The sequence below is a fragment of the Phormidium sp. FACHB-1136 genome, from assembly GCF_014697375.1.
Taxonomy (GTDB): domain Bacteria; phylum Cyanobacteriota; class Cyanobacteriia; order Phormidesmidales; family Phormidesmidaceae; genus Nodosilinea.
Map to the genome: position 1 here is coordinate 20295 of NZ_JACJRS010000058.1, position 13923 is coordinate 34217.

At 54.4% G+C, this 13923-nt stretch carries 12 protein-coding genes; 9 read left to right on the plus strand and 3 right to left on the minus strand.

Features of this window, described 5'->3' with window-relative positions; genetic code table 11:
• Positions 1-38: 38 nt before the first annotated feature.
• Positions 39-221, minus strand: a complete 183-nt coding sequence (locus H6G62_RS16745) for an SAM-dependent DNA methyltransferase (RefSeq protein ID WP_199325062.1) — start codon at positions 219-221, stop codon at positions 39-41.
• A 459-nt stretch (positions 222-680) separates the two neighbouring features.
• On the opposite strand from H6G62_RS16745, the gene H6G62_RS16750 reads away from it, so the two are divergent.
• From H6G62_RS16750 to H6G62_RS16760, 3 genes are all read left to right on the plus strand, one after another.
• Positions 681-2135, plus strand: a complete 1455-nt coding sequence (locus H6G62_RS16750; protein WP_199325063.1) for an ABC transporter substrate-binding protein — start codon at positions 681-683, stop codon at positions 2133-2135.
• A 217-nt stretch (positions 2136-2352) separates the two neighbouring features.
• Positions 2353-3162: an ABC transporter permease gene (locus H6G62_RS16755; protein WP_199325064.1), complete on the plus strand. Its 810-nt coding sequence runs from the start codon at positions 2353-2355 to the stop codon at positions 3160-3162.
• Between the two features lie 52 nt (positions 3163-3214).
• The gene (locus H6G62_RS16760) at positions 3215-4039 is read left to right on the plus strand and encodes an ABC transporter ATP-binding protein (RefSeq protein WP_190497179.1); all 825 of its coding nucleotides are present in this window, start codon (positions 3215-3217) and stop codon (positions 4037-4039) included.
• Between the two features lie 10 nt (positions 4040-4049).
• Here the strand turns inward: H6G62_RS16760 and H6G62_RS16765 are convergent, their stop codons facing one another.
• Complete coding sequence (locus H6G62_RS16765) at positions 4050-6110, minus strand: LysR substrate-binding domain-containing protein (protein WP_190497181.1); 2061 nt, start codon at positions 6108-6110, stop codon at positions 4050-4052.
• 399 nt (positions 6111-6509) lie between these two features.
• On the opposite strand from H6G62_RS16765, the gene H6G62_RS16770 reads away from it, so the two are divergent.
• From H6G62_RS16770 to H6G62_RS16795, 6 genes are all read left to right on the plus strand, one after another.
• Entirely contained in the window at positions 6510-8213 is a 1704-nt protein-coding gene (locus H6G62_RS16770) for a fumarate reductase/succinate dehydrogenase flavoprotein subunit (RefSeq protein WP_190497183.1), read from the plus strand.
• 132 nt (positions 8214-8345) lie between these two features.
• Positions 8346-8573: a ferredoxin family protein gene (locus tag H6G62_RS16775; protein WP_190497186.1), complete on the plus strand. Its 228-nt coding sequence runs from the start codon at positions 8346-8348 to the stop codon at positions 8571-8573.
• A 112-nt stretch (positions 8574-8685) separates the two neighbouring features.
• Positions 8686-9663, plus strand: a complete 978-nt coding sequence (locus tag H6G62_RS16780) for a HEAT repeat domain-containing protein (protein WP_190497188.1) — start codon at positions 8686-8688, stop codon at positions 9661-9663.
• Positions 9656-10762 (plus strand): Mrp/NBP35 family ATP-binding protein, encoded by a 1107-nt coding sequence (locus tag H6G62_RS16785; protein WP_190497190.1) that lies wholly within the window; start codon positions 9656-9658, stop codon positions 10760-10762. The genes H6G62_RS16780 and H6G62_RS16785 overlap by 8 nt, the downstream gene beginning before the upstream one ends.
• A gap of 325 nt (positions 10763-11087) precedes the next feature.
• Positions 11088-11810: a sulfite exporter TauE/SafE family protein gene (locus H6G62_RS16790; protein ID WP_190497192.1), complete on the plus strand. Its 723-nt coding sequence runs from the start codon at positions 11088-11090 to the stop codon at positions 11808-11810.
• Positions 11811-12040: 230 nt separating this feature from the next.
• A complete protein-coding gene (locus tag H6G62_RS16795; RefSeq protein ID WP_190497193.1) occupies positions 12041-13096 on the plus strand; it encodes a YeiH family protein in 1056 nt (351 codons plus the stop codon).
• Positions 13097-13174: 78 nt separating this feature from the next.
• Here the strand turns inward: H6G62_RS16795 and H6G62_RS16800 are convergent, their stop codons facing one another.
• The gene (locus H6G62_RS16800) at positions 13175-13666 is read right to left on the minus strand and encodes a hypothetical protein (RefSeq protein ID WP_190497195.1); all 492 of its coding nucleotides are present in this window, start codon (positions 13664-13666) and stop codon (positions 13175-13177) included.
• Positions 13667-13923 lie beyond the last annotated feature (257 nt).

The window sequence follows — 13923 nt, forward strand, 5'->3', positions numbered from 1 at the left end:
AATCACAAAGTCCGCCTTCAAATCCTGGTGGGCATCGTTCAAAATGGCATCCAGCCGCCCCTAGTGGCAGTCAGGTCAAGCTTTTGTTGACCGTAGACCTTCGGCAAAATGCCCTTCAACGTCTTGGGGTTGGCCTGCCCTATCGCCGCCATCGCCTCATCTACCTTTTGGCCAATGGTGGGCTGTTTCGCCTGGGCCTGAAGATTCGCCCAGCGGGCCACCGCTGAATCTCCACCATCGACGACCAGTTCCCCAGGTCTTGAATCGTTTTCAGCCGTACCCCCGCCTGATCCACCGGGTCGCCCAGGTGCGGCGGTGGGTGCTATGGCCCCGGATCGGCATCTGCGCGGCCCCTAGCATCTCGTGAAGCTGGGGATAAATCCTTGGGTGACGCAGCCCTCTGAATCTTTACGCTACTGACCCTTATTTCGCTATAGGTAAATCATCTTGTTGTAGATGTGAGAAATTAATCTAATCTAATTCATAGAGAAATAGAATCAATCCAAAAAATATTTTTATGGATAAAACTTGGTCTTGATAGAAGATGTATCTTCATTTACAGTTCTACATTAAATTTGATGGATTAAATAGGGCTGTCAAGCGTTGAGGGAGATTGATTGATGATTAGCTTTATGGGTTGGTCTAAGCGCAGATTTGCGGCTAGTTTTTTAACGGTATCTATGCTGTTTGTTGGAGCCTGCTCAACAACAAAGACAACAACAACAGACGGCGAAGAAGCTACAGCTTCAACAAATTCCGGGAAAGTAATTCGCATTGCCATTGGTACTCAAGATCAGGTCATTAATACCGCTGTCGGTGGGGCGGTTGTGCGAGAGTTAGACCTGCTAGAAAAGCATCTGCCAAAGGATGGTGAATACGCCGGAGTTGAATACGATATCCAATGGTCTAGCTACACCTCTGGGCCACCGATTACGAACAAAATGCTGGCTGATCAAATTGATATTGGCCTCATGGGCGATTTTCCGGCAGTGATTAATTTAATCAAATTTGCCCAGGAAGCTCAGGATGCTGATTCTATCTTTATTGGCACCCTGGCCTATAGTCCCAATGGGGCAGGCAATGCAATCATGGTGCCCAAGGATAGCGATGTCACTTCCCTAGCGGATTTAAAGGGCGGAACGGTATCGGTACCCTTCGGTTCTGCGGCCCATGGAATGCTGCTGAAAGCACTGAGCGACGCCGGATTGAACCCCGAAACCGATGTCACCCTCATTAGTCAGGCCCCTGAAGTGGGCGGATCTAGCCTTCGTACCGGACAGATCGATGCCCACGCTAACTTTGTCCCCTTTGGTGAACTGTTCCCCTTCCGGGGCTTTGCCAAAAAGATTTTTGATGGCGCTCAAACAGATAGTCCCACTCTCCACGGCATCACGGTTCGGTCTGATTTTGCCGAAGAACACCCTGAAATTGTGGTGGCCTACCTAAAGGCGATGCTGGAAGCGAACCAAATGTTCCGGGAGGATCCCGAAGGGATTTCGGCCCAAATTGAAGAGTGGTCTGGGGTTGAAAAAGAGGTGGTTTATATGTTCCTTGGGCCTTCTGGATTACAGGCCCTTAATCCCACCATTGGCGATGTGCAAATGACTGCCCTGAAAAACAGTATCGCCACCCTAACCAGCCTCGGAAGAATTGAAAAGCCCGTTGACCCCAACGAGGTTGTAAATTGGACAGATGAAAGCTTCTTGCGAACCGCTATGGAGGAATTGGGCCTCAACTACGATGATGTGGTTGCCACCGCTGAATCCTATGAAATTACGGGGGAAGATGCCCTCACCGGAGAAGCTATCGAAGATCCAAAACGAGCCGCTCAATACTGGGTACAAGGCGAAGAAAAGGTCACAAATTTTGCCTCCATTGCCAATATGGTGAAGGCACTGACGGCACTACAGGCAGAAGGTCAAACGGCTGATGCCATGTTTGTTCATGACCACAACAATGGTTGGAAATTGTTTGCCGAAAACTCTTACTTTGTCAGCAATGGTGATGAGGTAGCGGCCTTTTTGCTAGAGTCTGAGGCCCAAGCCTACGCGTCTCAAACCGGGGGCACCCTGACCGCCTTTAGGGAACTGCAAGAAATCTACGCCCAGCGGCCTGTGCTCGTAGGGACTCGCTAGTTCGCTCGTTCAAGTCGGTCGATAGTCCATTGGGTTAGGTCTTTGGGGTGACTGAGGCCAATGTTTGCCCCGCATGAAGTGCACCTTTGAGGTGACGCAGAATACACAGACTACGGATTTAGCATCCCCGTACAGTAGCCCTAGGGGCCTAACCCTATTCTATTTTGAGAGGAAAATAATGGCAGTTACGGTATCTAGGCCGAATCCCATGGGATATATGGCACAGATTGGTTCAGTGGTGGCAAAGACAGTGTTGAACAATCGGCCCCTGCGTCAGGTTCTATCGCTGGTATTATTCTTTGGCATTTGGCAAATTCTCAGCAGTATCAATTTCAATTTCTTTATTAACTTTCAGTTTCTCCCCTCTCCCTGGGAGGTGCTAAAGGCCACGGCTAACTTTGTAACCAATAATCCCTGGATACACTTTTGGTCTAGTATTCAGAGGGTCTTAATTGGCTATGTTATCGCCTCTATTTTAGGCGTCTTACTAGGGGTTCTAGTCGGCTGGTTTGAGGTCGTAGAGGATCTGACGATGCCACCCCTCGAAATTTTGCGCCCAATTCCAGCCGTCGCTTGGATTCCTCTCGCCATTTTGATGTTTCCCAATGCGGAAAGTGGCATGGTTTATATCACCTTCATCGGCGCATTTTTCCCAATTCTGATTAGTACCATCAAAGGCGTTGAAAGTACGCTAGGCGATACCGTACTGATTCGAGTTGGGCAATGTTTAGGGGCCAATCCCTGGCACATTTTTAAGGACATCGTGATTCCAGGTTCCATGCCCAGCATCGCCAGCGGCCTCACGATTGGTATGGGTAATGCCTGGTTTTGCTTGGTAACTGCCGAAATTTTGGCCGGACGCTACGGAATTGGCTACATCACTTGGGAATCCTACGTGACCTCTAACTATCCACCGATTGTCATGGGGATGTTGCTGATTGGCTTCATGGGAGCCTTTAGCTCCTGGGCAGTAGATCAGGCGACTCGTGCTCTCATGCCTTGGCGGGTAATTAAAAAGCAGAGCTAACGATCAACAACTAACCCACGGACTGATTAGGACGGATTAGCAAGGAGAGTTTATGGTTACGATGCATCAAATTGAACAGGAACAACGAGCCACCCTCAAGGGATCAGTGCAGGTGGAAGGACTATCGGTGGTCTATCGCCGCAAGCAGTACGAAAACTGTGTTCTGGATTCCATTCAGCTTTCCATTCAGCCCGGAGAATTTGTCTGTTTACTGGGGCCATCGGGATGTGGTAAATCGACGCTATTGAATGTGATTGCGGGCTTTATTAAGCCCTCCAGTGGCTATGTATTGGTAGACCAAACCCCTATCACACGCCCTGGAGCAGATCGAGGCTTTGTGTTCCAGCAATATTCTCTCTTGCCCTGGAAAACAACCTTTCAAAATGTGGAGATGGGACTGAGGATTCAAGGTGTCTCTAAGGCCGAGCGCACGGAACGGGTAAATGATTATCTGAATCGGGTAGGGCTATACAAACACCGCAATAGTTACCCCCACCAGCTTTCGGGCGGAATGCAGCAGCGGGCCAGTATTATTCGGGCCTTGGTCAACTCGCCCTCGGTATTGTTAATGGATGAACCCTTTGCTGCCCTCGATGCCCAGACCCGCCACATGATGCAGGAGCTTTTGCTGAGCATTTGGGACGATCTGAAAACCACCGTAATTTTTGTTACCCACGACATCGAAGAAGCCATTTTCCTCGGTGATCGCATTTGTACCATGGGCGTTCATCCAGGCCGAATTAAATCAGAAATTCCTGTCCATTTGCCTCGTCCTCGCCACTTTGATGACACTCTTTCTCAGGATTTTATTGACCTGCACCGACGTGTCTTCGACTGCATCCGCGAAGAAACCATGAAAAGCATGGAAGCCTGTTGATGGGTCATCCCTAAAGGGCGGCGATGGCGGCGGCGAGAAATTCCGGCTGCATCCAGTCATTGAGGTTGATGTGGCTGAGGGTTTCTTGCCCCGCAATGGGGCTGAGGGCGTGAATGTGGGCCTGGAGCCAATCGGGCCGCAGTTGGGTTTCGGAATGGTAAACCACATCCATCGGGTCGCTGGTGCCGGATAGCAGGGTTTTGCTGACGATGGCGGCATCCATATTCACCCAGCGGCTCACCAGGGTGGGGGCGATGGGTTGGGTGGCGTACCAATATTGGGCGGCGAGCAGTGCCCGCAGGTAGGCCACGGCAATTTCGGGATACTGGTCGGCCAGTTCGTCGCGAATCACCACGCCGTGGAAGGTGGGCAGGCCGTCGAGTTGGTGGGACAGCAGCCGCCGGAATTGCCCCTTGTGTTTGGCAATTTCATGGAACGGCGCGAAGTAGGCGTAGCCATCGATGGCGCTATTGGCGGCATTGGAGGGGCGGCGGGTACAGTGGTTGCAGGCATCGATGGTGGTGAGGGTGACGGCATCCAGCAGATCGCAATGGTGCAGAGAGCGCATCACCATGCCGTGGGCCGCTGAGCCAAAGGGCACCGCAATCACCCGTCCCGCCAGGTCTTCGATGGCGTGGAGCGGCGACTGCTGGGGCACGATGATGTCGTTCCCGGTGCCGTCGGGATTGCTGGCCACAAAGCTAATCAGGCGGGTGCAGGCCGAATCTGCTGCACCGGGGAGGGCGCTCAGCAGCAGGGGATAGTCGCCCAGAATGCCGATATCAATCTGTTGGGTTTGCAGCCCCTCCACAATGGGCGCACCGGAGCTATAGTCGGCCCAGCGAATTTGGTAGCGGGTGCCACTGTAGCGTCCGTGGCGGGGCAAAAAATGTTCTAGCAGGCCCAATCGCTGAATAATTAGCCCAGCGGTAATGGTTTGAATCGTGCGATTTTGGGTGCCGATAGTGAGGCGAATCGTATCCGTATTGCCGGGGGAAACCGAGCGCACCAAAAAGTTCGGAGCTTGGAACTGGGGCACCCTAGAAGCTGGATTAGAAAGAGGATTAGAAATTTTCTCGGCGGGCTGGGAAGGAGCCAGCGGCATCGAGATCGCTTCGGGAAATGGGGGACGAGTTTGGCGGGTTTTGAGGAGCGTTACAAACTGCCGCACCGCTTCTAGGCTTGACCGGGAAGATCCACCCGCCATAGAAGCCTCTAGGGCACGGTTGAGGCGCTTAGCCATCAGCAAAAACAGCGGACTGCCGAGGGCAAATTCCTCTAGGGGTACATGGCGAATTAGCCCAGCCTGACTTTCTAGATGCAGCTCAAAATCGGACACAAAACCGAGGTAATGCCCCTGCATCAGATAGGTACGCACCTGACTGAGGGAATCCACCACTTCCACATGGGCAAAGTCTGATAAGTCCAGCCCCAATTCCTGCATTCGTTTTTGCAGCATAATGCGGCTGGGCGAACCCTCCGGCAGCAAGACCCAAGACTCATCCTTGAGTTCCTGCAAACTTAGCCAAGGTTGCTGGGCTAAGCGATGGCTGGCGGACACCGCAAGGGAATAGTGAACCGAATCAATCGTCGTTTCTGCCAAATCCTCAAAGGTGGCATAGCTGAGGTCTGAAATACCCAGATCCACTTCCCCTGATTTAATGGCTCGATACAGTTCCTCCGCCGAATTAAACTGCACACAACGGGTCTGCACCGACGGATACACGCGCCGATAGTCGTACAGTACCGAGGGCAACCAGTGATCCATCACATCCGCCATGCCACCGAGGGTGAGGGCGCTGTGTTTGCCCTGCTTAATTTCCTCAATGTCGGCCTTTAGGCGTTGCTCCATATCCAAGAGTTGTGGCCCTTCAGCGAGGAGATATTCTCCCACCTGAGTGAGTTCAATGCGACGACCAAGACGGTGGAACAGCGGCGTTTCTAGCTCAGCTTCTAGGGATTTGATCTTGGCGCTGACCGCTGGCTGAGTCAGATTGAGGGTGTCGGCAGCTTCGGTAAAGCTGAGACAGTTAGCCACCTCTAGAAAGACCTTAAGCTGATAGATTTCCACGGCATTAGGCGTCTTGGGCGCGTAGGAATGAACTCAATGTTATGGGACACGTTTAACGTGATGACTCTAGGGAAAATGACCCTAATTTGAGTAGCTCTGAAGTTTATCCATCTTAAAGGAATCTAGCTCCTGTTGTTCATCCTAAAGGTGCTGAAACCCTTGAAAGAATAACACTTTGGAGATTCGATAGATATTTTTTATGAGTGTATAGAAGGCTGTGATGATTAAACCGTAGCCATCGTTACAAACTGTATTGATGACTATTTCGGAGTCTCCTAAACTATAGCCATGAGGCGCAGAACTAGGGGCGATTACCGATAGCCCTAACGATCATCCCTAGCCTTGATGCATCGACAAAGATTTCAATTTCACTGCCGTTTAAGCTGAGGACGTGGTTAAGTGAACATTCAGTATCTAAAAACGGATTTTTTGGTAGTCGGTGGTGGAACCGCTGGCACCATGGCCGCCATTAAAGCCAAGCAGGCCAGCCCAGAAAGCGATGTGCTAATTTTGGAAAAGGCCAATATCCGCCGCAGTGGTGCCATTGCCATGGGTATGGATGGCGTCAATACCGCTGTGATCCCCGGCAATTCCACCCCAGAGCAATATGTTCGTGAAATCACCATTGCCAACGACGGCATTGTGAACCAAAAAGCCGTTTACGAAACTGGACGCCTTGGCTTTGAAGTCATTCAAGAACTGGAAAGCTGGGGGGTGAAATTTCAAAAAGATCACGAAGGTAACTACGACCTCAAACAGGTACACCGGGTGGGCAAATACGTGCTGCCCATGCCCGAAGGAAAAGATCTCAAAAAAATCCTCGCCCGCCAGGTGAAGCGCCACAAGGTGAACGTTACTAACCGGGTGATGGCGACCCGTGTGATGGTGCAAAATGGCCGCGTCACCGGAGCCGTGGGCCTGGATGTGCGCAACGGCAACATGGTGGTAATTCAGGCCAAAGCGGTGGTGCTTTGTACCGGGGCCTGCGGTCGGTTGGGTCTACCCGCCTCCGGCTACCTCTACGGCACCTACGAAAACCCCACCAATGCCGGGGATGGCTACTCCATGGCCTACCATGCCGGGGCAGAACTCACCAACATCGAATGCTTCCAAATCAACCCGCTGATTAAGGACTACAACGGCCCCGCCTGCGCCTACGTGGCCAGCCCCTTCGGAGCCTACACCGCCAACGCCGAGGGCCACCGCTTCATCAACTGCGACTACTGGAGTGGCCAGATGATGCTGGAGGTCTACAAAGAGCTGCACTCCGGCAAAGGCCCCGTTCACCTGAAGATGTACCACCTCGATGACGACACGATTTCCGAAATCGAGCGGGTGCTGTGGGACAACGAACGCCCCAGCCGAGGCCGCTTCCATGAGGGCCGCAACGAAAACTACCGCACCCACGGCGTAGAAATGAACATCTCCGAGATTGGCCTATGCAGCGGCCACAGCGCCTCTGGGGTGTGGGTGAACGAACGCGCCGAAACCACGGTGCCCGGTCTCTATGCCGCTGGCGACATGGCCAGTGTGCCCCACAACTACATGATTGGGGCCTTTGTCTATGGCCGCATTGCCGGAGAAAACGCCATGGACTACGTGCGCGACCTAGAGCATGTAGAACCCGATGCCGACTTCCTCGCCGCCGAGCAGGAGCGCATCTATCGTCCCCTGAACCAGCCCAACGGCGTGCCCCACACCCAGGTGGAATACAAGCTGCGCCGCCTGGTGAACGACTACCTGCAACCGCCCAAGTCGCCCCACAACATGGACATTGGCCTAGAAAAGTTTGTGGCCTACGAAGACACCCTCAACCTGATGGGAGCCAGCGACCCCCACGAACTGATGCGCTGCATGGAAGTCCACTTCATCCGCGACTGTGCCGAAATGGCGGCTCGCGCCTCCCTCTTCCGCAAGGAAACCCGCTGGGGTTTGTACCACTATCGGCTCGACTATCCCGAAAAGAACGATGACGAATGGTTCTGCCACGTCAACCTAAAGAAGGGCGAAAACGGCGACATGGAACTGTTTAAGCGTGCCGTAGAACCCTACATCGTAGACGTGAATTTGAAGGAAGAAGTCTACGACGTAGCCGTGCGGTAGGCCCTCACCCCCAGCCCCTCTCCCACAGGGAGAGGGGAGCCGGAAAGACCTCACCCCCAACCCCTCTCCTAGGGAGGAGAGGGGAGCCGGAGAAACCCTTGTTTACCTTGATTAAATCTCAGGATTTTTGCTATGGCTTTGACGACTCAGCGTGTGGATGTCCCGGTGATTGTGGACGAATCGAAATGTCTTGAAAAATGTGTGGCTTGTATTGAAGTTTGTCCTTTAGATGTGTTGGTTAAAAACCCCGAAACGGGCAAAGCCTACATGAAATACGACGAGTGCTGGTTCTGCCTACCCTGCGAAAAGGAATGTCCTACCGGGGCGATTACGGTACAAATTCCCTTCTTGCTTAGGTAACAGGTGACAGGTGACAGGTGACAGATAGATTTCTCTTGCTATTCCCTGTTCCCTATCCCCTGTTCCCTCTTTTCTTCTCCTTTTCCTTGCCGTCATTTAGGACACCTGCCTTATGTATTCCACGGATATGGATCCCGAAGTTGCCCAATGGGTTGAAATGCTGCGATCAACCGAACTCGATGAGCGTTTGGTGGCGGTGAAAACCCTGCAACACCTGGGCGATGAAGATGCCATTGAACCGTTAATTGGGGCGCTGTACGACGAAAGTCCCATGGTGCAAGAAATAGCCATCACCAGCCTGTGGGAATTTGCCAATCCGGTAGCCATTAATCCGCTGATGGACTGTCTGGGTTCGGCCCATGAGAATGTACGGAATGAAGCACTTTCAGCCCTAAAGGAATTGGTTTCGACCAACGACCTGATGAAGCTGCTGGATTTGCTGCAAACGGGTAACGTTCACGCCCAACTGAACGTGCTGGTGCTGCTGCGGAAAATCCACGATGCCCAGGCGTTACCCTACATTCTGCCCTTCTTCCAGTCGGAAAATCCCGACCTGCGGGAAGCCGCTGTGACCACCCTGCGTTACCTGAACCAGGTGGTGCGGTGCGAGCCTGCCTTGTCCCTAGCGAAAGATCCCGTTGAAGCGGTGCGACGGGCGACGACCCTCACCCTGGGGCACCTGAGTGATGAGGGCGTTGTGGCGCTGCTGTGCGATTTGCTGACCAACGATGCCGACTGGCAGGTGCGGCGCAATGCGGCTCAGTCCCTCGATTTGCTGGCGGAGGCTCAGTCTATCCCGGCCTTGGTGCAGGCGATGGAGGATCCGGAGTGGCAGGTGCGGAAGTTTACGGCCCGTGCCCTGCAAAAGGTGGCCGATGAACGGGCCATGCCTGCCCTGATCAAAGCGCTCACCGACGACTACTCCGATGTGCGCCGGGATGCGGCCACTGCCCTAGGCAAGCTTTCCAACCCCGATGCCCTGCCCGCTCTGCACCAAACCCTCCACGACCCCGATATGGATGTGCGGATTTTCTCCCAGCGGGCCATCGATGCCATCCAGAAGTCTATGCCGGAGGCCTCCCATGTCTAGCCATGCGTCCCCCTTCCATCGGGCCGATGCTGCCCCCGCCGAAGCGCCCCCCAGCCCAGAGGAATTGGGCCGTAAATCCGAGGTGGTGGCTCTGCTGAAAACCCTCAAAGAACCCACCTTAGGCACCGACTTGGTGAGCCTGGGCATGGTGCGAAACCTTCGGGTGGTGGGCGATTACGTCTATCTGCGGCTGTACGTGGGGCGGCACCAGTTGGATCTACAAGCCCTGGTGCAAACCACCCTGGCCCAACTGCCCTGGTGCAAAAAAGCCTACGCCGAACTCTGCACCATTCCGGGGGTACGCACCACCCTGGCAGTCTCCAGCGGCAAGGGGGGGGTGGGCAAATCCACCACGGCGGTGAACCTAGCCGCTGCCCTGGCCAAAACCGGGGCCAAAGTGGGCTTGCTAGATGCCGACATCTACGGCCCCAATGTACCCCAAATGCTGGGCTTGGGCCAGTCTCAGGTGCAGGTGATCGACACCCCCAGCGGCCAGCGGTTTGTGCCCCTAGAAGCCCACGGCATCAAGCTCATGTCCGTGGGGCTGCTGGCGGAACGGGATCATCCCCTGGCGTGGCGTGGCCCAGTGATGCACAAAATCATCACCCAGTTTCTCCATGATGTGGAGTGGGGCAACCTGGACTATCTGCTGATTGACCTGCCCCCCGGCACGGGCGACGCCCAGATCACCATCGTCCAAGAAAGCCCCATCTGCGGCGTGGTGATGGTGACGACCCCTCAGCAGGTGGCCATTTCCGATGTGCGGCGCAGCGTCCACATGTTCCGCCAGGTGGGGGTGCCCGTGCTGGGCTTGGTGGAAAACATGAGCTATCTGCTTTGCGGCCACTGCGGCGAACCCACTCCCATCTTTGGCAGCGGCGGCGGTGCCCAAATGGCGGCGGAACTCTCCGTTCCCCTCTGGGGCCAGGTGCCCATCGACCCCCGTGTCTGTGCCCAGGGCGATGCCGGAGTGCCTCTGCCCCTCTGTGCGCCCGATGCCCCACTGAGCCAAATCTTCGGCAACATTGCCCAGGGGTTGAACGCCACCTTTGGGGCCACGGTTGAGGCCGCTCCATCCTTGGCAACGGCCAACGCGTAGGTTGGGTGTGGCGAGATGGATGCTGGTAGTGAAATACGTTGTACCTCAGTTTTGCCCACCCTGCGGGAAGCAAGCTACACCCCCAACCCCTCTCCCAGGGAGGAGAGGGGAGCCGGAACGCCTTTCAAAGTCCCTCTCCCAAAATGAGAGAGGGATTTAGGGAGAGGGCAAAGGTTCTGCCGTCGCACCGCTCAATCTACAAGTTCCTAGATTTTGAAGCTTTCGGATCCCCAATCCCACCTCACTCCTGTTACCAAGCTGATACCGTGGGGATCCTTTTCTAATCTTGCGTCTGAAACAACATTTCGTCTGGCAGAGAAGCATCATGGGTATCGGGGTCTGGCTGGTGAGTGTGGGTATTGTGGCCATCGCCGGATTCACCCGTGGTTTCTCCGGGTTCGGCTCCGCCATGATTGCCGCCCCTGCCCTCAGCCTTTTTTTCTCGCCCCAGCAAGCGGTGGTGACGGTGATTTTGCTGGAAACCATTGCCGGGGTGGGTCTGGTGCCCGCTGCGGTACCCAAAACCCTCTGGCGCGAGGTGTTTCCCCTAACCCTCAGTGCCATGGTGATGGTACCCGTGGGGGCATATTTCCTGGCTTGGTTAGAGCCGATGCTGATGCGTAAGCTGATGGGCGGCATCATCCTGGCCTTCGTTTGGCTGCTGTGGACGGGCAAAAGCCACTACAACCAAGCCCATGTGTCTTTGACCTCCTTTGTCGGAGCCGTGAGTGGATTTCTGACCGGGCTGGCCGGAATTGGTGGCCCACCCATCGTGCTGTATTCCATGTCGGGCAACAATGCCGCAGCGGCTAATCGGGCCAATTTCATCATCTTCTTTGCCTTTACCCAGGCCATTGCCCTGATCTCCTTTTGGCTGAGTGGGCTGCTATCTAACGCCGTTTGGCGGCTGTTTTTGGCCGTAGCACCTGCCTTTGGCCTGGGCCTCATTCTGGGGCAAATGTGCTTCAAGCGCGTTGATGAACGGCTGTTTCGCCAAGTGGTACTGGCTCTGCTGCTGGTGTTTTCCCTATTGGCCATCGTGGTGTAGCTGTTCTGCACCTTGATTTAGCTTTTTCGACTCCGGCAGTCCAAAACAGCCAGTTTCTTAGATTGCGCGACAGCTATTCCCAAGCTTTCTGACTCCCCTCTCCCAAATTGGGAGAGGAGCTGGGGGTGAGGGCCTACGAAAACATGGCCATCCGCTGACCTACGCCCGATCTCCCCTCCATCATTCACCTATCCCATCGCACCCTTTCGCCCACGTTGAAGGACTGCACTATGAAAGCGTCTGCAAAAAAAACTGATATTTCCGCTCCGCAACTCACCTCGCTCTCCTGGGCCGATCAGATTAAAGCTTGGCTTCCTGGCTTGGGGTTAACCGGACTGCTGGCGGCCATGGCCTTGGGCATTGGCCACCTGAGCCATAGTGTAGGGATTAAGCTGCTGAACCCATTGCTGGTGGCGGTACTGCTGGGAATTGCGGTGCGTCAAACCTTGCCCCTACCTGCGGTCTATCGTCCCGGCATTCAGCTCGCCATGAAGCGTATTCTGCGGCTGGCGGTGATTTTGCTGGGACTGCGGCTCAGCATGGCAGAGATCCTAGCCGTTGGCCCCGTGGGGTTAATCATCATTACATCCAGCACCGTCGGCACCTTTTACTTGACAACCTGGCTAGGCAAGCGCTTGTCGGTGAACCCCAAACTGACGCGGCTAATTGCGGCGGGCACCTCCATCTGTGGGGCTTCGGCCATCGTGGCCACCAATGCGGTGGTGGATGGCTCCGAAGAAGATATGACCTACGCCATCGCCACCATTACCGGATTCGGCACCCTGGCCATGGTGAGTTATCCCCTAATCGCCGGATTGGGACAGCTTTCGCCCGAAACCTTTGGCCTCTGGTGCGGCGCTTCTATCCACGAAGTGGCCCAGGTGATTGCCACCGCCTTTCAGCACAGCACCGCCAGCGGCGACATTGCCACCGTTGCCAAGCTCTCCCGGGTGCTGTTGATTGTGCCGATTCTGCTGGGGTTAGGCTGGCAGGCCCGTGGTTCCCAATCCGTTGGCAGCACTCCTAAAACCCTACCAATTCCCTGGTTTGTGTTGTTGTTTGCTGGATTGGTACTGCTGAATAGTTTGCAGATTTTCCCCACTGCCCTCAAGACTGCCGTGGCCCAGGTCAACCAAGTCCTGCTCTGTATGGCCCTCGCCGCCATGGGCCTAGAAACCTATCTATCTAAGCTGGTGAATCTAGGACTAAAACCATTGCTGCTAGCAGGATTATCCTGGTTATTCCTATCCATAACTAGCCTGATTTTGATTCAGAGTATAACTTAGGGCACTGGTTCCTAAAAGTAGGATCCCTGATATCTCGTTGTCTATAACCCTTGTATAGCAAGCACCCTACAAGGTGTCCTACCTTAGCAGTCCAGTGCCGCCCATCAAACATCGCACCTTGGCGTTCAGAAACTCCCGCTTAAAGCGCTCCAGTCGGTCGATGCGCTCGGTGCGGTTGCTGTTGCCCCGCTTGTCCAACATCGTCCAGAACACCGGGAAGACTACCCCTTCATGGACGATGCCCAGCATCAGGATGTTGAAATGAACGGAACCAAACGACCCATTAGTGCGGTCGAGGCTCAAGGTCCAGGGCTGAGAAATTTGGCTCCAACTCACTATCGCCCGCGCCATATCGTCGAAATCCACCGGAAACTCCCGCAGAAACCGAGTCAGACGTTTGTAGTTCGACTCCGGTTTCGCCCGGTTGGCCAACACCGACGACCGTTGATCCAAGTTCACCGTGTCAACTCGGAAGAGGGCCACCAGAAACAGGGCGAGAAAGGTCAGTCGGGCACCATGCCACGGCAGATGAGCACGCAGGGCCGCTTGAAGTCGGTTCATCTGAGGCATGGGGAGGGTCTGGCTAAGGTTGTGCTAATCTCTAGCTCGCCTCCCTCTTCCTCAGTCTGTCAACCCCTCCACACAGAAGGCTTTCAGCCCCTCACCCCAAGTTTTGTCCTTGTACCGTGGAAATAGCCAGCAACTCTTCCGTAGCGTTGTTAAGCTGTTAGTCATCTAAACTGCGTATAATACATTAAAATTCTGGAATAAGCCATGGGAGTCAGAAACTATCTAACGTCAGAGGAAAAGCAAGAGCTTCAGAAGCA